This is a genomic window from Paenibacillus sp. FSL H8-0283 (assembly GCF_045040675.1).
Lineage (GTDB): Bacteria > Bacillota > Bacilli > Paenibacillales > Paenibacillaceae > Paenibacillus > Paenibacillus amylolyticus.
Genome location: NZ_CP150295.1, coordinates 2,580,238 through 2,600,873, shown reverse-complemented (window position 1 = coordinate 2,600,873; position 20,636 = coordinate 2,580,238). Strand labels below are relative to the sequence as shown.

Annotated in this window: 19 protein-coding genes; all 19 read right to left on the bottom strand. The window is 46.5% G+C overall.

Annotated elements, in window-relative coordinates:
- Positions 1-140: 140 nt before the first annotated feature.
- Positions 141-1,820 (bottom strand): ribonuclease J, encoded by a 1,680-nt coding sequence (locus tag MHI52_RS11810; protein ID WP_405159054.1) that lies wholly within the window; start codon positions 1,818-1,820, stop codon positions 141-143.
- 476 nt (positions 1,821-2,296) lie between these two features.
- Positions 2,297-3,175 carry a 4-hydroxy-tetrahydrodipicolinate synthase gene (gene dapA / locus MHI52_RS11805; RefSeq protein ID WP_405159053.1) on the bottom strand — a complete coding sequence of 293 codons (879 nt, stop codon included), beginning with the start codon at positions 3,173-3,175 and terminating at the stop codon, positions 2,297-2,299.
- 47 nt (positions 3,176-3,222) lie between these two features.
- A complete protein-coding gene (gene dapG, locus MHI52_RS11800) occupies positions 3,223-4,440 on the bottom strand; it encodes an aspartate kinase (RefSeq protein ID WP_017689129.1) in 1,218 nt (405 codons plus the stop codon).
- A 377-nt stretch (positions 4,441-4,817) separates the two neighbouring features.
- A complete protein-coding gene (locus MHI52_RS11795; protein WP_062833836.1) occupies positions 4,818-5,414 on the bottom strand; it encodes a dipicolinate synthase subunit B in 597 nt (198 codons plus the stop codon).
- Positions 5,411-6,310 (bottom strand): dipicolinate synthase subunit DpsA, encoded by a 900-nt coding sequence (dpsA, locus tag MHI52_RS11790; RefSeq protein WP_405159052.1) that lies wholly within the window; start codon positions 6,308-6,310, stop codon positions 5,411-5,413. Before dpsA ends, MHI52_RS11795 begins: the two co-directional genes overlap by 4 nt.
- 157 nt (positions 6,311-6,467) lie before the next feature.
- Positions 6,468-6,914 carry a dUTP diphosphatase gene (gene dut / locus MHI52_RS11785; RefSeq protein WP_017689132.1) on the bottom strand — a complete coding sequence of 149 codons (447 nt, stop codon included), beginning with the start codon at positions 6,912-6,914 and terminating at the stop codon, positions 6,468-6,470.
- Positions 6,874-8,157 carry a pitrilysin family protein gene (locus MHI52_RS11780; protein ID WP_036670399.1) on the bottom strand — a complete coding sequence of 428 codons (1,284 nt, stop codon included), beginning with the start codon at positions 8,155-8,157 and terminating at the stop codon, positions 6,874-6,876. The genes dut and MHI52_RS11780 overlap by 41 nt, the downstream gene beginning before the upstream one ends.
- Before the next feature lie 99 nt (positions 8,158-8,256).
- Positions 8,257-9,252, bottom strand: coding sequence for a polysaccharide deacetylase family protein (locus tag MHI52_RS11775; protein WP_127543747.1), 996 nt, complete (start codon positions 9,250-9,252; stop codon positions 8,257-8,259).
- Between the two features lie 175 nt (positions 9,253-9,427).
- The gene (gene pnp / locus MHI52_RS11770; RefSeq protein WP_036670397.1) at positions 9,428-11,530 is read right to left on the bottom strand and encodes a polyribonucleotide nucleotidyltransferase; all 2,103 of its coding nucleotides are present in this window, start codon (positions 11,528-11,530) and stop codon (positions 9,428-9,430) included.
- 259 nt (positions 11,531-11,789) lie between these two features.
- Positions 11,790-12,059: a 30S ribosomal protein S15 gene (gene rpsO, locus MHI52_RS11765; RefSeq protein WP_036609297.1), complete on the bottom strand. Its 270-nt coding sequence runs from the start codon at positions 12,057-12,059 to the stop codon at positions 11,790-11,792.
- A gap of 159 nt (positions 12,060-12,218) precedes the next feature.
- Positions 12,219-13,157 (bottom strand): bifunctional riboflavin kinase/FAD synthetase, encoded by a 939-nt coding sequence (locus tag MHI52_RS11760; RefSeq protein WP_390925166.1) that lies wholly within the window; start codon positions 13,155-13,157, stop codon positions 12,219-12,221.
- A gap of 70 nt (positions 13,158-13,227) precedes the next feature.
- A complete protein-coding gene (truB, locus tag MHI52_RS11755; RefSeq protein ID WP_405159051.1) occupies positions 13,228-14,151 on the bottom strand; it encodes a tRNA pseudouridine(55) synthase TruB in 924 nt (307 codons plus the stop codon).
- Entirely contained in the window at positions 14,145-15,122 is a 978-nt protein-coding gene (locus tag MHI52_RS11750) for a bifunctional oligoribonuclease/PAP phosphatase NrnA (protein WP_405159050.1), read from the bottom strand. Before MHI52_RS11750 ends, truB begins: the two co-directional genes overlap by 7 nt.
- 19 nt (positions 15,123-15,141) lie before the next feature.
- Entirely contained in the window at positions 15,142-15,501 is a 360-nt protein-coding gene (gene rbfA, locus MHI52_RS11745) for a 30S ribosome-binding factor RbfA (protein WP_017689140.1), read from the bottom strand.
- A gap of 25 nt (positions 15,502-15,526) precedes the next feature.
- Positions 15,527-18,112 carry a translation initiation factor IF-2 gene (infB, locus tag MHI52_RS11740; RefSeq protein ID WP_405159049.1) on the bottom strand — a complete coding sequence of 862 codons (2,586 nt, stop codon included), beginning with the start codon at positions 18,110-18,112 and terminating at the stop codon, positions 15,527-15,529.
- The gene (locus MHI52_RS11735) at positions 18,105-18,434 is read right to left on the bottom strand and encodes a ribosomal L7Ae/L30e/S12e/Gadd45 family protein (protein ID WP_017689142.1); all 330 of its coding nucleotides are present in this window, start codon (positions 18,432-18,434) and stop codon (positions 18,105-18,107) included. The genes infB and MHI52_RS11735 overlap by 8 nt, the downstream gene beginning before the upstream one ends.
- The gene (gene rnpM / locus MHI52_RS11730) at positions 18,427-18,732 is read right to left on the bottom strand and encodes an RNase P modulator RnpM (RefSeq protein ID WP_017689143.1); all 306 of its coding nucleotides are present in this window, start codon (positions 18,730-18,732) and stop codon (positions 18,427-18,429) included. Before rnpM ends, MHI52_RS11735 begins: the two co-directional genes overlap by 8 nt.
- 25 nt (positions 18,733-18,757) lie before the next feature.
- Positions 18,758-19,855: a transcription termination factor NusA gene (nusA, locus tag MHI52_RS11725; RefSeq protein ID WP_047842500.1), complete on the bottom strand. Its 1,098-nt coding sequence runs from the start codon at positions 19,853-19,855 to the stop codon at positions 18,758-18,760.
- 123 nt (positions 19,856-19,978) lie between these two features.
- Complete coding sequence (gene rimP / locus MHI52_RS11720; protein ID WP_047842499.1) at positions 19,979-20,440, bottom strand: ribosome maturation factor RimP; 462 nt, start codon at positions 20,438-20,440, stop codon at positions 19,979-19,981.
- Positions 20,441-20,636: the final 196 nt, after the last annotated feature.

The following is a 20,636-nucleotide window of genomic DNA, read 5'->3' as shown; positions in this document are numbered from 1 at the left end:
TCAAATTGCTTCACGTATTGACTTATTGCAGATCTTCCTGAAAACGCAAAAAAAGCCCCTTCTCTACGAGGAACCGTCCAATATTACTCGTAGAGAAGGGGCGACTGTGTGCCTGAATATATGTTTTTGTTTAGCTTATTTTAAACTTCCATAATGATTGGCAAAATCATCGGTCTACGACGAGTTTGCTCATACAGGAAGCGTCCCAGTGCATCTTTAACATTTGTTTTGAGTGAAGCCCACTCGTTAACGTTCTCACTCATCAATTTCTGCAATGTGCTGCTAACGATCCGGTTGGCCTCATCCAATAGTCCTTCCGATTCACGTACATACACAAATCCGCGAGAGATGATGTCAGGACCGGAAACAATTTTTCCATCCTGTTTGCTCAGTGTTACCACAACAACAAGGATACCATCTTGTGACAACAATTTGCGGTCACGAAGTACAATGTTACCCACATCGCCTACACCCAAGCCATCGATCAACACATTACCTGCAGTAACTTTACCTGCTCTACGTGCTACTCCACCTTGAATTTCAATCACTTCACCGATATCCGTGATGAAAATGTTCTCAGGTTCTACCCCTACAGATTCAGCAAGAACCGCGTGGCGACGCTGCATACGGAATTCACCGTGAATTGGCAAGAAGAATTTCGGTTTCATCAGGTTGAGCATCAGTTTCAGCTCTTCCTGGCTACCGTGACCAGATACGTGGACGCCACTGTTAGCACCGCTGTAATGCACGTTAGCGCCCAGACGGAACAGTTCATCAATCGTACGGCCTACATATTTTTCATTACCTGGAACCGGTGTTGCTGCGATAATGACGGTGTCACCTGGCAGGATGTCCACTTTACGGTGTGTGGAACGAGCCATACGTGTCAGTGCTGACATTGGCTCTCCTTGACTTCCTGTGCAGAGAATCACGACACGATCAGCTGCCATCTTGCCTACTTCTTCAGGCTCAATGATCATGCCATCCGGAATCTCAAGATAACCCAGTTCTGAAGCAATACCAACCACGTTCACCATGCTGCGTCCGATAACTGCAACTTTACGTCCAGTCACTTCTGCTGCATTGATCACCTGTTGGATACGGTGTACGTTGGAAGCAAATGTCGCCACAACAACACGTTGACTTGCTTTACGGAAGATATCTTCCAGCACGATACCCACATTTTTCTCCGATGGTGTGAATCCAGGTTTCTCAGCGTTTGTACTATCGGACAACAGCGCTAACACGCCATTTGTTCCGATCTGTGCCATACGCTGAAGATCTGCATATTGACCATTGACTGGAGTATGGTCGAATTTGAAGTCACCTGTGTGAACAACTGCACCTTCCGGTGTTTCGACACATACACCAACAGAATCCGGAATACTATGGTTAGTAGCGAAGAACGATGCTTTCAGAACAGATCCAAGTTGGATCTCGGAATCAGCATCAATCAGAATACGTTTTGTATCACCCAGCAAATTCGCTTCTTTCAACTTGTTTTCTACAAGTCCAAGCGTAAGTCTTGTTCCGTATACAGGAACATTCAGATGTTTGAGAACATATGGCAGACCACCAATGTGATCCTCATGTCCGTGAGTAAGGATGATTCCTCTTACTTTGTCACGGTTCTCAGTCAGGTAAGAAATGTCAGGGATGACAATATCAATACCAAGCATATCTTCTTCCGGGAATTTAAGACCAGCATCTACGACTACAATGTCGTTGGCGTATTGGATGACGTACATGTTTTTACCAATCTCGCCTACGCCGCCCAAAGCAAAAATCATCAGTTTATCGTTATTATTTTTCTTAGACAAATGAATCTAAACCTCCTATGGTAGTTGGACGTCGTACCTTATTATTTATTGTAAGTTAAGAAAAGTAGTCCATACATCACATACCCACCTATCGGGATGAATGCAAAAGAACACCTTTATTCACGATATTTGGAAGAAGTTCTTCGAAGTTATTCCCTTTGACCAACAAGTTGGAATTGAAATTCCCTCTTAGCCGTTCCTTCCTTTTTCACCGCAAAGCTACACCACGAAGCGATGTCGCTTTCAATTTCAAAAAAATACCGCACCCAGTCACTTGACATCATTATACATGATTAAAAACAAAAAAAACAAGTCACTCTCTCGTTAACCTGTAGGTTTCCCCTTAGCAGTGGAAAAGAAACCTTACATTACTCGTAAAAAAAAGAACCGCAGCCTCTACGAAGAGGAGCGGTTCTTTTGCTGATCTGAAGGATATTCCCATGATTAATAAAATAGTCCATATACAACCAAAATGATTACAAATTAAGCAAACCTTTGATATAAACCTGCTCCTCTTCCGTTGGCGGAATAAGGGGCAACCGTACGGAACCAACGTCTAGACCACGCAATGTCAGCGCATATTTCACCGCTACGGGGTTTGGTAGAGGCTGTGGACACTCAAACAGGCCTTTGAACACCGGGAACAACTGCTGATGAATCTGAGCAGCCTGAAGAGGTGCTCCGCCATAGAAGGCGTCAATCATTTTCTTCATTTCTGCCCCTACGACATGACTGGCCACACTGACAATTCCATGTGCTCCAACTGCAATCGCTGGTAAGCCTGAAGCATCATCCCCGGAATAAACTCTGAAATTTTCTGGAGCACTTGCTGCAATCAGCGTAACCTGCTCCATAGACGCACATTCCTTCGTAGCGACGATGTTAGGAATCTGTGCAAGACGAAGCGTTGTCTCTGCTGACAGGCTGGTTACTGTACGCCCAGGCACGTTGTAGAGCATAATTGGCAGCTTGGTGGAGCCTGCAATCGCTTCAAAATGTTTGAACAAACCTTCTTGGCTAGGTTTGTTGTAATACGGAACAACCAACAAAACGCCATCCACTCCGGCACGTTCAGCTTCCTGTGTCAAATGGATGGAATGTGCAGTGTTATTGCTTCCTGTTCCGGCTATAATTTTGCACCGACCGGCCGCATGTTTCACTGCAAATTCGAATAATTGAACTTTCTCAGTATCACTAAGTGTTGGAGACTCCCCTGTTGTTCCAGAAACCACAAGCGTCTCCGACTTTTGATCTACAATCAGATAGTCGATTAGACGTGCCGTTTCCTCCCAATGAATCTCTCCTTGTTCATTGAACGGAGTGACCATTGCTGTAATCAATCTTCCAAAGTCCAATTCGATTCCTCCTTCAAAACAGGTTTGGCTCCTCTAACTTCAGTTATTTACAAATGAAGTTCGAATGAGGCGTGAAGTGCCCTCAGGGCCTGAACCATATCTTCTTTTTTTACGAGTACCCAGATCGTTGTATTCGAATCTGCCGATTGCAGGATCTGAATGTCTGCCAGTGTCAAGGACTCCACGATTCGAGCCATGATTCCAGGTACACCATTAATGCCTCCGCCAATGACGGACACTTTGGCACAACCGGACAGACTTTGTGGCTTGAGACCTATCTCCTGCAATACCTGTATGGCTTTCTCGGAATCACTGTCAAATACCGTATAGACAACTCCCGAGGGGGTAACATTAATAAAATCAACGCTGATTGAATTCTCAGCCATGGTTTTGAACACTTTTAGTTGCAATCGATCTGCACCACCAGGCACATCCACCGTAATTTGCGTTACATTGCTCACGTAGGCGATGCCTGTTACATAACGGTCAACAATGCCTGTCTGCACATCCTGGAATCCTTCCGGATGCGTAACCAGCGTTCCTTCCGTGTCTGCAAAAGTAGATCTTACCCGCACTGGAATCTGGGATTGCATCGCAATCTCAACTGCTCGTGGATGGATTACCTTGGCCCCGTGGTGGGCCATGTTACAGATCTCTGCATAACTCACAACAGTCAGTGGACGTGCATCCTCAACAATTCGCGGATCAGCGGTGAGTATCCCGTTCACATCTGTGTATATATCCACCATTTCAGCACGTAATGCTGCACCGAGAGCTGTAGCAGACGTATCGCTTCCCCCACGACCCAGTGTCGTGAAGTCTCCGTTCTCTGTTTGCCCCTGGAATCCGGTTACAACAACGACACGGCCAAGCTGAAGCTGCTCCAACACACGAACAGGACGGACATCCAATATCCGGGCATTCCCGAAATTGTCGTCCGTCACAAAACCTGCTTGTGCACCGGTCAGCACTGTAGTTGGAATGCCTTCATGTTCGAGTAAACTGCTCAACGTTGTCGCCGATATGATTTCACCACAGCACAGCAGTAAATCCTTTTCGCGTGCGGATAGTGCGTTTCCGTTCTGTGCAGCCCAGTCCAGCAACGTATCGGTCGCATATGGCTCGCCGCGGCGCCCCATCGCAGACACAACGATGACCAGACTCAATCCTGCTTCAAGTTCACGTTTAACATGACGGAGCACATGCTCTCTCGCCTGAACAGTGGAGAGAGACGTGCCTCCGAATTTCTGTACCATGATACGCATCTTTATTCCTCCATTTGTGTACGCAAGAAGACTGGACACGGGTCAAATCAACAAATGGATCACTCTAGGGAGCGTTCTGATGCGATAATTTCAGCATTTTATACGGCATTCCATGCCGCTCCTTATTTTTTGTAATTGTCTGGGACAATTGCAAATCAAAGGTCGCGGTTGTTATCGAGGTCATGATGCATACATTCACAATAGACCTCTCCCGCTTGCTTAACCTGTACTGCCCGCAAGCAGGAATGCCTTATAGACAGGAACGTGGACATAGTAGCTGTTCAATCCAGCATATTGTCCCCCATGATTTTCTTTGTCTCTCGAACCCTTCTTCATTTCTCCAAGCGCATAAACGTTGTCACCGAATCATTGTTCCATCAAGCCTGTGAAGAACGCTCCACAATCATCGGCTGCAACTGTTTGCCCTCAAGAGCACTCCAGCAAGCCTCTGGAATCAATTCCATTTTGGCGACTAACGAGTTTGGTTTTTTCACTGGATCGTCCTGCCCAAATGGCACAAAATACAAGTATTTAGCCACGAGCAATTTGGCGATATTCGCAGCATTCAAGCCCAGACCGTCATTCGTGGAAATCGCGAGCACAAGTGGACGCTGATTGCGCATCTGCGCTTTGGCTGCCATTAGCACTGGACTGTCGGTCATCGCATTAGCCAGCTTGCTTGTTGTATTCCCTGTGCATGGAGCAATAACCAGCACATCAAGCAGCTTGGAAGGCCCTAATGGCTCCGCTTCAACAATTGTAGAAATGATATCATTACCTGTTATATCTTTCAACTGTTTTTGCCAATTTTGCGCCGTACCGAAGCGTGTATCCGTCGTCAGAACCGAATTCGAAATAATTGGAATGACGTTGGCACCTTCAGCTACGAAGCGGCTAATTACCGGCATAACCTCTTCAAACGTACAATGAGAACCCGTAATTGCATAACCTACCGTTTTTCCCTGCCAGTTCATGATTTAACCTCCCGTGCGTTCTGTTCTTCCAAAAGCAAACGGATCAACGCGTCGGCAATAATGCCGCCAGCCGTTTTGGGAGCAACAATGCCGGGGAGGCCTGGCGCAAGTAGCGCTTTAATACCGCGTTTGTCGGCATACCTGAAATCACAGCCGCCAGGAGCGGATGCGAGGTCGATAATGACAGCCTTTTGCGGCATTCTGGACAGGATTTGTGCTGTGATTATCATAGTCGGTATCGTATTAAAAAGCAAGTCAACTTCCCCGGTCTGAGCGGCCAAATCCGTTGTTATGAAAGGCTTCCAGCCCATTATTGTAGCGCGGGCAACATCCTCTTCCCGCCTGATTCCCACCCGTACATTTGCTCCAAGTCCCTGCAGTGTTTTGGCCATTGTGAATCCTGTTCGACCAATGCCAAGCACAATGCATTCCGAACCATGGATTGTGAAGTCCGTCTCCCGAATAGCTATGGCGATGGCTCCCTCAGCTGTTGGAATAGAGTTATAAAGTGCAATATCATCACGATCAAGTACTTCAACAAGTCGCAGCCCATTTTCAAGACAAAGTTCGCGCAAGAATGGCTTTGCCATACCCGTGAACACAATACAATGCTCTGGTAATGCTGCAATATGTTCCTTTTTCAGATAGATCGGTGTGTCACTAAATGAAGTACTTACTTTTCCCTGCTCATCGCAACCGACAACTGGCAGTACGAGTACATCTGCGGAAGCAAACACTTCATCCTCCAGTTCCTGGTGCTCGATCCCTGGAATGGAACGCTCTATTTTATCGAAACCCACCACACTTACCGTTGCATCCAGCTCAGCGCACTTTTGAATGACTTCAAGCTGCCGCGCATCTCCGCCCAGGACTACAATCCGGACTCCGGTCAGCATCGGGACGTCACTCCTTTCACCACATGTATGCCTTATCGTATGCAGGGGCCCACAGGGGGGTGAAAACAATAATTGCATTCCACCGTCCGTTTCTCAAATGTAAAAAAGAGCCGCCCCTGTCAGGGACGACTCTAAAGAATAGGTATATTTACGCTGCTTATTTCCCAGTATGACCGAATCCACCTTCACCACGTACCGTTTCCGAAAGTTCATTCACTTCCGTCAATTCAACCGCAGGCACGGTCTGGAAGACGATCTGTGCGATGCGCTCTCCCCGTACAATCGTGAACGGTTCCTGACCCAGATTAATCAACAGAACTTTAACTTCTCCGCGATAATCCGCATCAATGGTCCCCGGTGTATTGAGGCAGGTAATACCATGTTTGAAAGCCAGTCCGCTCCGAGGACGGATCTGTGCTTCCAATCCAGCTGGCATTGCCATCGCAAGTCCGGTAGGAATCAGCGTACGCTGACCCGGCTGCAATACAACGTCTTCCTGAAGTGCAGCTACTACATCAAAGCCGGATGCCAGCTCCGACATTTTTTGAGGCAGTTTAATATCTTCATTGCCCGGCAGTTTCTGTATTTGAACGTAATGCAACAAAATCATCCCTTCTCAATCCAGCGATCGTCTTATCTGAAGCGCCAACCATAGCAAGTGCAAAAGGTTCAGCAAACATCAGATCTAGTACCGCGTTAATATCGTCCATGGTAACTTGCTCAATTTTGGCAATCATCTCATCCAGTGTATGGTGTCTGCCCAGCATGAGCTCGTTTTTACCCAGACGATTCATGCGACTGCCTGTGCTTTCCAAGCTTAGAATCAAGCTGCCTTTCAGCTGTTCTTTTCCTTTACGAAGTTCATCTTCGGACAAGCCGTTAACAGCCAGGTCGCGTAGAACCTCTTTGGTCAGATCTAGCACTTCTTTGGTCTGTTTCGGTGCTGTACCTGCGTATATCGTGAAAAGTCCGCTGTCCGCATGAGAGCTATGATAGGAATACACGGAGTACGCAAGCCCCCGTTTCTCACGAATTTCCTGGAACAGCCTGGAGCTCATGCCTCCACCAATGGCGTTATTCAGAACAACCATAGCGAATTGCAACGGATCTCCGATTTTACAGCCCGGGAACGAAATACAGATATGATTCTGTTCCGTTTTCTTTTTGTGAAAGAGCTGTCCGCTTTGGAAGGCTGGCATCGTGACTGCTTCCGATACTCCATTTACATCAAAAGCACCAAAATGCTTCTCCATCAGATCGATTACACTGTCATCAATATTACCCGCGATACTAATGACCGTGTTCTCAATCGTGTAGTGCTCCTTCATATATGCACGCAGATGGCTGGAATCCATCGCTTTGAGACGTTCTTCCGTACCCAGGATTGGGTATGCGAGTGGATGCTCACCATAGGCGGCCAAGGCCATCAGATCATGAACCATATCATCAGGCGTATCTTCATACATCGAGATTTCTTCCAGAATGACGTTTTTCTCCTTGATCAATTCACCATCATCCATTTTGGAGCGGAAAAACATATCAGACAATACATCAACCGCAATCGGCAAATGTTCATCCAACACTTTAGCATAATAACACGTATATTCTTTGGAAGTGAATGCATTCACGTTACCGCCAATCGCATCGAACTGCTCCGCAATCGCCTTGGCATCATAACGATCTGTTCCCTTGAATAACATGTGTTCAATAAAATGTGATACTCCGTTACTTGCAGGTTGCTCATTGCGCGAACCTGTCTTGACCCATATTCCGAAAGACACAGAACGGCAGGTCGGTATCTGTTCCATGACAACTCTGAGGCCATTGCCCAGCTGAATTTTTTTCATGGTTGGCCCTCCTACATCTCTATAATTGCCTTGATCTCAACCTTAAAATTGAAATCGACATTTGGTTCCAACTGTTTGATATTAACAAAAAAACAACGTTCACTCAACCGCAGACGTATTTACACGTTCCGAAGACAGCGTCTCACTTACTGTTCCGAGCACCAAACCTTTGGCCCGTATGGATTGAATCATGCCCTTTAAAGCTCCCGAAGAAGCAGCTGTAGGGTGCATTAGAATTAACGTTCCAGCCTCGGTATTTTTAGCAATTTTGGCAACAACGGCATCCGGGCTTGGCTTACGCCAATCCACAGTATCTACTGTCCATAACACGGTGTGCAGTCCCATGGATGAAGCAATGTCAACGGTCTTCTGATTAAAGTCACCGGATGGCGGAGCAAACCAACGATTCTCTACGCCCAGTGTTTTATGGAGCAGATCCTGGGTTTTGCTAATTTCCAGCTTGGCCCGTTCTGCGCTCAATCGACTCATATTAGGGTGAGAATATGCATGGTTGGACATCTCATGCCCACGCTTCTGAATTTCTTTGGCCAGTTCAACATTTTTGCTTAACCAACTTCCATCCAGAAAAAAAGTAGCCTTCACTTTCTCGGCATCGAGCGTATCCAGCATCGGTTTGATGTATTCGTTCCCCCAGGCCACATTAATCATAAAAGAAACCATCGGTTTGTTTGCATTCCCCCGATAGATCGGATGTGCACCCAAATCCTTAAGCTGGATCTCCGGCTCAATCTGACGGTAGACATACGCTATTTTGGTATTCAACGTTCCACTCAGCGCCTTACGGTATGTCGCTTCCACATCAATCTCCATGCCATTATAACCAGGAATCGCTTTCCATACCCGATCCACTCTGGCATTTACCGGAGCAATTTTCGTTTCAGCCGCTTTATCCCGAATCGCAGACAACAGCGCATCTTCTCCAGTTGCCTCCTTAAACATGTCAAAAGCATTTTGCGTACCTGGCCCATCACGGATCTCCGTAATGTATGTACGTACACTGCCAACTTGTCCGATCAATATGACCGCAGTCACACCCGCCAGAACAGCCGCCAGCTTTTTGGATTGGTTTCCCACAGCTCCATCCTCCCGCCGTCTTTGTCCCCATCATATGAGGACAAGGGCAAAAATATGAATGCTAAGCCATGGTTTCATCCTTGCTTTACGTATTTAAACGTTAAAAAAAGAGCCAGAAATTCACATTCTGTCTCTTCATTCAATCTATCCATTTATAACCTGTCGCTTCGGTATCCTAGGATTGAGCCGGAGCTTCAGCAGTCAAAACTGCTTTACGGGACAAGTTGATTCGACCTTGTGGGTCAATTTCCGTTACTTTTACCGTAATGGAATCACCGATAGCTACAACATCTTCCACTTTGGCAACACGTTCAGTTGACAGTTGCGAGATGTGTACCAGACCTTCTTTGTTCGGAAGTACTTCAACAAATGCACCGAATTTTTCTACGCGTTTTACTTTGCCGACATAAATCTCGCCGACCAATACTTCGCGTACAATACCTTCGATAATCGCTTTGGCTTTATCATTCATCTCCTGGTTGGAAGAAGCGATAAAGACACGTCCATCCTGTTCAATATCAATTTTAACACCGGTTTCTTCGATGATTTTATTGATAATTTTACCACCTGCACCAATAACATCACGGATTTTGTCCGGATTGATATGCATCGTTGTAATTTTAGGCGCATATTGTGATAACTGCTCACGTGGAGTTTTCAAAATTTCGTTCATTTTGCCCAAAATGTGCATACGGCCTTCTTTGGCTTGCGCCAATGCATCAGACAAAATTTGACGATTAATACCAGCAATTTTGATGTCCATTTGGATTGCAGTTACACCTTCAGGTGTTCCAGCTACTTTAAAGTCCATGTCACCGAGGTGATCTTCCATACCTTGAATATCACTCAGAATGGATACATGATCTCCATCTTTGATCAGACCCATAGCTACACCCGCAACTGGAGCTTTGATTGGTACACCTGCATCCATCATAGCTAAAGTGCTGGCACAGATACTTGCCTGAGATGATGAACCGTTGGATTCCAGAACTTCAGATACCAAACGAATCGTGTATGGGAAATCCGTTTCGGAAGGAATCACTTTGGAAAGCGCACGCTCACCCAGAGCACCATGTCCGATTTCACGACGGCCTGGAGCACGTAATGGACGAGCTTCACCTACGCTGAATGGTGGGAAGTTATAGTGATGCATGAATCGTTTCGTTTCTTCAAGACTGATTCCGTCCAAAATCTGAACATCACCCAGTGCACCCAGTGTACAAACGCTAAGTGCTTGCGTTTGACCGCGCGTAAACAGTCCTGTACCATGTGCACGTGGCAACAGAGATGTATCACATTCAATTGGGCGAATTTCAGCAAGTCCACGTCCATCCGGACGAACTTTATCATGCGTGATCAGACGACGCACTTCTTCTTTGACGATATCGTGCAGAACTTCCTTCACGTCTTTGAACAATTCCGGACTTTCAATATATTTCTCTTCAAAGTGAGCAACGGTTTCGTCATTCACTACATCGATTGCATCTTGACGAGCATGTTTCTCGGCGATTTTAACCGCTTCGACCAGACGAGCGCTGGCGAATTCACGCACACTGCTGTTAACTTCAGCATTAACGGTACGCAACTTAACAGCCATTTTTTCTTTTCCAGCAACTTGCACAAGTTGTTCGATTACAGCAATAATATTTTGGATCTCATCATGTCCAAACATAATTGCTTCGAGCATCACTTCTTCCGGCACTTCGTTTGCTTCGGCCTCAACCATCATGATGGCATCTTTGGTTCCTGCAACGACCAGTTCAATATCACTGACTTCAAGCTGTGCAATCGTTGGGTTAATGATGAACTCGCCATCAATACGTCCAACTTTCACGCCACCAATCGGTCCGCTGAATGGAACATCCGAAATGCTCAATGCTGCTGATGTACCAATCATTGCAGCGATTTGCGGTTCGCAATCCTGATCCACACTCATAACGATATTCAGAACTTGTACATCATTCCGGAAGCCTTCCGGGAACAAAGGACGAATTGGACGGTCTGTCAGACGGCTTGAAAGAATGGCTTTCTCACTCGGTCTGCCTTCACGTTTAATAAATCCTCCCGGGATTTTACCTACGGCGTACAATCTTTCTTCATAGTTCACCGTTAATGGGAAAAAGTCCAGATCTTTCGGCTCACTTGATGCTGTCACGGTACACAATACCACGGTATCCCCGTATGTTACCTTAACGGCAGCATTAGCCTGCTTGGCCAAACGCCCGGTCTCAAGCGTAAGCTTTCTTCCACCAAGCTGCATTTCAACACGCTGTTCCATGAAACCCCTCCTTTTATTCGTTCCTAATTCAATGGATTCTGCATATTCACAGTATTTCCTGCTTGTCCTGCATTCATTAGCTATGTATGGAACTTTCAACATGCTAACCTGCACAACAAAAGCTCCTCACGGAGCCCCATCTACAAATATATGGCAACATGTTCATCTACAAAACAACCCGGCTGTAAGTTCCGCTTGTCCTTTTAGACAAAAGAATGACGGATAACAGCCAGGTTGATTTTGAAAACATGTACGATAATTAACGACGCAATCCGAGTTTTTCGATCAGTGCGCTGTAACGTTTAACATCTTTGTTTTTCACGTAAGCCAAAAGCTTACGACGTTGACCTACCATTTTCAAAAGTCCACGACGTGAGTGGTGGTCTTTCTTATGCGTACGCAAGTGGTTTGTCAAACTTGTGATGTTTTCCGTAAGGATAGCAACTTGCACCTCTGGAGATCCTGTATCGGACTCGTGAGTTTTGTGCTCGTCGATCAGTTGTTGTTTACGTTCTTGAGTCAATGCCATCCTGTTCACCTCCTTCAATATAATCGCCATTAGCCTCGTCACCGCCGGTGAGAGCAAGCAACCAAGCCAAGGTTAATGTTGCCTCAATCGACAACGTAGTACAGTATATCATAATTGCCTAGTTAAAGTAAATGTAAACATGCATTTAATCCTGAACCTTTAAGATAACAGGCGGCCGGCAGTTAATGCATCTTCACGAATCTGGCTAATCAATGCCTCAATGGAGTCAAACTTTCGTTCTGCACGAATATAGTGAACGAGCTCAACCTTTAGTTCCTGGTCATACAAGTGTCCATCAAAATCAAGCAGGTGCACTTCAAACGTAGGTTTCATCCCACTTTCGTGAAACGTAGGTTTCACACCGAGATTCATTACGCCATGCAGTTCCTGTTCGCCATACTGCACACGAACAGCGTAAACACCCTTCGACGGGGTAACGTAATGATCCGTGAGTTCAAGGTTGGCTGTAGGAAATCCAATCGTTCGTCCACGCTTCTCCCCGTGAATGACGGTTCCTCTGATGCTGTAAGGTCGGCCAAGCCACTGACTGGCCTCATCCATCTCCCCACGCTTCAACAGGCCACGAATGAGAGAACTGCTCACTTTTTCACCATTCAACAAGAAAGGAGGAACGGTTTCCACCATCATCTCTCCTTCTCCCAAAGTACGAAGAAGTTGTTCATCCCCTGCACCCTTGTGACCAAAACGGAAGTCAAAACCCACCACCGCTGTTCGTGTCTGAAGAGGAATCAACAAGTCGTGTACGAATTGTTGCGGCGTCAACCGTGAGAAATCTTCATTGAACTCCACCACATAGAGTACATCAACGCCCATTCCTGCCAAGATCTCTTCTTTATCTCTCAAGGGAGTTAAATAACCCTCGTAATCCCCTTTGCGCATAACTTCCTTCGGATGTGGATGAAAGGTCATGACCGCTGCCTGCATGCCCGTTTCCCGCGCAATGCGGACAGCTGATAAAATGACACTTGCATGTCCGAGATGCAGTCCGTCGAATTGACCAATCGCAAGCACTTGGGGCAGTGTGCTCAGCTCAGTCGAATGTAACGTCTGCGGATAGGTTAGCATTACGGTTTTCACAATCATTCACCTGCATTTCACTAGATAGGCCAAGCTAGAGCATCACCACAACTCCAAGCCCGAAACCTCTTTATTCCGGCAAAAAGACTTTAACTGCCCTCACCGTTGGTTTTAGTTCATCCCGCTCAAATATCCCCAGAAACGTACCATCCTGAGCATACAACCGCAGCAAACCAGGTTGCTCCACAGGCGGTTCCAGAAGACGCGCAGACAGTTTCTGACCTTGCAGTGCTCCTTTGGTCAGTTCTTCTCCAACCTTATGGGCCGGAATTGAAGCAATAGCCTCGTCAACAGGAATCAGCGCCTCCGCCAAAGTCCCGTCAGCCATAAGTTGTTCCACTTCTTCAATACGAAGACAACGATCTGCAGAGATACCTGCCGATATCGTACGCTCCAGTTGAACCATGGTTGATGGATATCCGAGTTGCCGGCCAATGTCTACACACAATGTCCGAATATAAGTACCTTTTGAACATAAGGCCCTGAAGGATATATCGGTGGTCTCACCCTGAGTCTCAATCCCTGTAAGTTCGAGCTCATAGATTGTAACCTCACGGCTCTTACGCTCTACCGTCTTACCTTCACGAGCAAGCTCATAAAGACGTTTGCCGTCTACCTTTACCGCAGAATACATGGGTGGTACCTGTGAGATCGTGCCCAGAAACTGCTCAAGCACCTGTTGAACCTGTTCCTGTGTTACTTCCACAGTCGTTTCAGCCCGCTCGATGACTTCCCCTGTCATATCCTCTGTGTCGGTAGACAGTCCCAGTCTGAGCGTAGCCAGATATTCCTTCGGAAGCTCCTGCATGTACTCTACCACACGTGTCGCCCGTCCAAGACAGAGCGGCAGAACGCCTGTAACTTGTGGGTCAAGTGTGCCCGTATGCCCAATGCGCTTCATTTTGAGAATTAGACGCATTTTGGCTACAACATCATGAGAAGTAAAACCCGCCGGTTTATATACCGGAAGTACACCTTCAAATAGCTTTACCATTGTGAATTCACCTGCTTCAGTACTTTTGCGATAATATCATCAAGTCTGCCTTCCAGACGACATCCGGCTGCGAGCACATGCCCGCCTCCGCCAAAGGTCTGTGCTAGTGCAGCAACATCAATTTTACCAGCTGAACGCAAAGAAACCTTGACTGCATTCTCGTTGATGACTTTGAAAAAGATACCAACTTCCACGCCCTGAATGTTGCGCGGATAGTTCACTACCCCTTCAAGATCTTCATTAGCTGCTCCACAAGCCACCATATCATCTGGTGTAATAACAACCCAGGCTATCTTTCCATCATCTGTCATCTGCAGGCTTGATAGTGCCTGATTCAAAATCCGAACTTGCGGAAGAGTCACCTGCTCCAACAAGGCCTGGGCGAGATAGGGTCCATTCACGCCATGCTCAAGCAGTCTGGAGGCCGTTTTCATTACATTTGGGCTGGTGTTGGCATAGCGGAATCCACCTGTATCGGTAAGCAATCCTGTATAAACTGCCGTCGCAACATCTTGATCCCATGTTACTTGGAACAGGTTAAGAAAATCGAACAAGATTTCAGCCGTAGCAGCAGCATCTGACTTAATGATGTTGACTGTACCATAACCGTCATTTGTAGGGTGATGATCAATATTCAAGATAACAGCATCATCTTCGAAATAATGACGTGTCAAACCTACTCTGGCAAAGTCTGCACAATCCACACAGATAACAGCTTTATATTTTCGCTGCGGTGGTTGTTCGGTCATGTTCACAATGTTACCTGCTTCCCACAAAAATTGCATGCGCCCGGGGATTTCACCTTCATTAATCATCGTGAATGTCTTACCCAGACATGACAGCAGCCAGCCCACCGTTACCGTCGAGCTGACTGCGTCACCGTCCGGCTGTACATGCGACACGACCAGGTAATCATCATGCTCCAGCAGAAATTGCTTTCCGGCCTGGAGCGCCTGTTCATAAGTGTGCATTGCCGTCTCCTCTATTCTGTTACTGGGATTCGTTCTTGTCGGAACCAATATCGCCAAGCAGCTTCTCAATTCGGCTGCCATAAGCGATGGATTCGTCAATCTTAAATATCAACTCGGGAACATGCCGGAACCGGATACGTTTGCCCAGCTCCGAACGCAAAAATCCATTTGCTTTTGCCAGAGCTTTCAGCGTGTTATCTTTTTGTTCCTGTTCACCGAAGACACTCAGATAAACTTTGGCTTGCGACAAGTCTCCTGTCACTTCGACTCCCGTTACCGTAATAAAGCCGATACGTGGATCTTTCAGTTCAGACTGGATGAGCAGACTTATTTCTTTCTTGATCTGCTCGCCCACTCTACCTGTACGAATCTTAGCCATTGTTGTTCACCTCATGCTTCCTTGCTTATCGTTGTACTGTCTCCATAATGAAAGCTTCGATAACGTCGCCTTCTTTGAGATCATTATATTTATCAAGTGTGATACCGCACTCGTAACCTTGTGCTACTTCTTTGGCATCATCTTTATAACGTTTCAGGGAATCCAGCTTACCTTCGTAAAGGACAATGCCATCACGAATCAGGCGTGCTTCCGCAGAACGCGTAATTTTACCCGAGGTAACCATACAACCAGCGATGGTACCCACTTTACTGATGGAGAACGTGCTCCGAACTTCAGCATGACCGATAACTTTTTCTTTGTAGATCGGATCAAGCATACCTTTCATCGCTTGTTCAATTTCTTCAATAACACTGTAGATCACACGATGCAGACGAATGTCTACTTGCTCTTGATCTGCAGTTGATTTCGCCTGGTTATCAGGACGAACGTTGAAACCGATCACGATAGCATTGGATGCTGCAGCTAAAATGATGTCGGATTCTGTGATTGCACCAGCGCCGCTATGAATGATTTTCACGCGTACACCTTCAACTTCGATCTTCGCAAGGGAACCTTTCAATGCTTCAACCGAACCTTGTACATCACCTTTGATGATTACGTTCAGATCTTTGATCTCGCCATCTTTGATGTGCTGGAACAGATCGTCCAACGTCACACGAGTATGCGTACCCAGATCGGATTCACGTTGCGTGATAGAACGTTTGTCAGCGATGGAACGCGCTTTGCGCTCATCTTCAAACACCATGAATGGATCTCCCGCACCTGGAACTTCAGTCAGACCTGTGATTTCTACAGGTGTTGAAGGTCCAGCTTCTTTCAATTTGCGACCTTTGTCATTGACCATCGCACGAACACGACCGAAGCAGTTACCTGCTACGAAAGCATCGCCGACTTTCAATGTACCGTGCTGTACGAGGATACGTGCAACTGGGCCACGTCCTTTATCCAGCTCGGCTTCAATCACTGTACCACGGGCACGTTTGTCCGGGTTCGCTTTGTATTCGTTCACTTCTGCAACGAGCAGAATCATTTCAAGCAGACCTTCCAGACCCATTCTTTGTTTCGCTGACACGTTAACAAAGATGGTATCTCCGCCCCACTCTTCAGGAACGAGTTCATAGCTGGTTAGTTCTTGTTTCACTTTATCTGGATCAGCGCCCGGCTTGTCAATTTTGTTGACAGCCACGATGATTGGTAGCCCGGCAGCTTTGGCATGGTTAATCGCCTCAATGGTCTGTGGCATAACACCGTCATCCGCAGCTACGACAATAATCGTCATATCCGTAACTTGTGCGCCACGTGCACGCATCGCTGTAAACGCTTCGTGACCCGGAGTATCCAGGAACGTGATCTTTTTGTTGTTAATTTCAACTTGATATGCACCGATATGTTGCGTGATTCCGCCGGCTTCGCCATCGGATACATTCGTGGAACGAATCGCATCCAGCAAAGTAGTTTTACCATGGTCAACGTGACCCATGATCGTAACTACTGGTGGACGAGCCTGCAAGTCAGCAGCATCATCATTCTCTTCCAGTGTTTCGAAACGGTCATCTTCAAGCACAATCTTCACTTCAACCTCAACACCGAATTCACCTGAAAGCAGAAGGATCGTTTCGATATCAAGCTCTTGGTTGATTGTTGCCATAACACCCATAGCGATGAGCTTTTTGATAACTTCAGAAGCATCCTTATGGAGCAACTTCGCTGTTTCACCAACGGTCATATCACCACGAACGATGATTTTCTTAGGTGTGTTATCAATTTTCTCACGTTGTTGGTACTGTTGTTGATTTCTGTTGCGGTTGTTCTTGCCACCACGGTTACCACGGAAGTTGCCGCCACGGTTGTCATCATAACGACGTCCACCGCCACCGCTGTTCGAACGGTTACCACTATTGTTGTTGCTACCAGTAGTACCACCTGGGCCGCTTCTACGTTGGCCTTGTCCTTGGCTCTGACCTTGACCACCGCTACGGTTGCCAGCAGTACCTGTATTACCACCGCTGTTAGGGCCTGAAGTTCTTACTTGACCGCCACCGCTGTTATTCGGACGTTGACCCGTTCCTTGCGGACGGGATGCAGTACTGCTTTGTCCACCTTGAGCTGGTCTTGGACGGTTAGTTGATTGTCCTCCTTGGCTTGAGCCTTGGGAAGAGTTCGTTCTGTTGCGGCTATCTTGGCCGCTGGGTCTTTGGGTGCCATTGTTATTGTTGGAATTTGGTCTATTGTTCATACCTACCTGCTTTTCCTGTTGTATTTTTGTTTGTACGGGACTACCGGATGGGTTACTGCTCTTCGGCGTGTTCACTCCGCCGGCCGGCTTGTTGCTGTCCACTGGTTTGTCACTGCGCACTGCCGAAGTAACAACTGGTTTTGCATCGTTGCCTTGTTTCGAAGCAGCAGTGGATTTTATATCTTTAAAAAATTGTTCCACCTTACCGACTGAACCATTCTCCATGACACTCATATGATTGTTTACGGGAATTTCCAGCTTTTTAAGAATGGTTATAATTTCTTTACTACTCATATTAAGGGACTTCGCATATTCATAAACTCGCAATTTATCCTTGTTTTCCTGTTTACTCAATATACTCCACCTCCGACATTATACCGACTTGCTTGGAGATCATTTTTGCAAACCCTCGATCCGTTACTGCAAGAACAACACGCGTGTCTTTACCGATACTTGAACCCAGACTATCCCGGTCAAATCCGATCAACAGAGGAACCTTATAAGTTCCGCATTTATCGCGAAATTTCTTTTGTGTATTGGCTGAGGCGTCACCCGCAACAATAACCATTTTAGCTTCGGAAGAACGGATCGCTTTAAGTACAATTTCTTCACCTGTTACAAGTTTACCTGCACGCATAGAGAGTCCCAAATAAGACAGCGTTTTAATATTAGTCATGTTCACGCTCCTGTGCTGCTTTGAATTCATCCTCAACCGCGATGAAGTCAGCTGCTAATTGCTCGTAAATTTCAGGTGAGACTTTGCCTTTTAACGCCCGATCCAAAGCCCGGTTTTTGAGTGCGAGCTTAAAACAGGACTCTTTGCCGCATAAATAGGCACCACGTCCGGATTTTTTGCCAGTCAAATCGATCAGCACTTCATCCTCTGGCGTTTTAACAATGCGAATCAGCTGCTTTTTGGGCATCATTTCTTGGCATGCCACACATTTGCGCAGCGGCACTTTTTTTGGTTTCATACGTCAGCGCCCCCCGTACTTTACTTTAGTCGACGGAGACGGAATCCTGATGCATTTCAGAAGAAGAATCTTTTTCTCTGCCGAATTCCTGTTCCGCCTGGCTCTCGCTCTTAATGTCGATTTTCCAGCCGGTTAATTTGGCTGCCAATCTGGCATTTTGGCCTTTGATACCAATTGCGAGGGACAGTTGATAGTCCGGAACGATAACCCGAGCCATCTTTTCTTCCTCAAATACATGAACTTCCAATACTTTGGAAGGACTCAGTGCATTAGCAACATATTCGTCTACCTGATCGGAGAAACGAACGATGTCGATTTTTTCACCGCGCAGCTCACCCACAATGGTCTGCACGCGCATTCCCCTAGGACCTACACAAGATCCAACTGGATCAACTTCCTCGTTGCGGGAGTGAACGGCAATCTTGGAGCGGAACCCTGCTTCGCGAGCGACGGAGCGAATTTCAACTACACCGTCAAAGATCTCAGGCACTTCCAGTTCAAAGAGACGTTTCAAGAGGCCCGGATGGGTACGGGACAAAATGATTTGCGGCCCTTTTGTCGTATTCTCGACCTTGGTGATATACGCCTTAATACGGTCACCATGAACAAACTTCTCGTTCGGCATCAATTCGGTCAGCGGTAAAGCCGCTTCGATTTTGCCCAGATCGATGTAGATATTGCGCAAATCCTGACGCTGCACCACTCCCGTAACGATATCTTCTTCCTTATCTACGAAAGCGTTGTAGATCAGGCCGCGTTCGGCTTCACGAATCCGCTGGGTCACTACCTGTTTGGCAGTTTGTGCCGCGATACGTCCGAAATCACGCGGCGTAACTTCAATCTCCGCAATATCTTCCAACTGGAAGTGTGGGTTGATTTCTCGTGCAGCAGGCAATGAAATTTCGGTACGTGAATCCAGGACTTCTTCCACGATCAATTTACGGGCATACACCCGAATAACTCCCGTATTACGGTTCATGTCAACACGCACATTCTGGGCCGTGTTGAAATTCCGCTTGTAGCTGGAAATTAGTGCAGCCTCGATCGCTTCAAACAGCACATCCTTGCTGATCCCTTTTTCCCGTTCCAATTCATTCATTGCTTCAATAAAATCCATACTCATGAATGTTGATCCCCCTTTCAAACATGGCATCTCATACGTAAAACGGCGAAAGGCTCTGAACTCATGAGCACCTTGCCGTTATCGTGAGATGTGTCTTTTTCATTAATAAAGTGAACAAGGCACTTAAAACAAAATAGCTAGGCGCGCACTGGCAACCTTATCATAAGAAATGGCATGCTGTTTTTTACCTGCTTCAATCACGAGTTCCTCGTCATCAAAGGAAAGCAGCTTGCCTTCAAATTCCTTCAATCCGTTCACCGGCTCGTAGGTTGTAACAAAAACATTTTTGCCTACAGCTTTGGTAACGTCCTCAGGTTTTTTCAGTGGACGCTCCGCACCGGGAGAAGACACTTCAAGGAAATAGATGGTTGGAATCGGATCGTTCTCATCCAGCTTGGCGCTCAGCTTTTCGCTGATCAAGACACAATCGTCGATGTCGATGCCACCCTCTTTGTCGACATACACCCGTAAAAACCAGTTGCTGCCTTCTTTGACGTATTCGATGTCAACCAGCTCGAAGCCTTGTTCGTTCAAGTAGGGTTGGATCATTTCTTCCACGGTAGATTTAATGTTCGTTGTGCTCAAAACCAATAACCTCCAACTTAGGTTACACCAGCAAAAAAGCACTGGCAGATTATTCAATACCCAAGATTCTTGTATACCAAAGACTAAAGAGTGGGTTTCCCCACTCTTTAGAAATTCGTACTATCTCGTTCACTTCAAAAATTATAACATAGTCTGGTAATAGTGACAAGTAAGCGATGCTTCAGGCAATTTACTT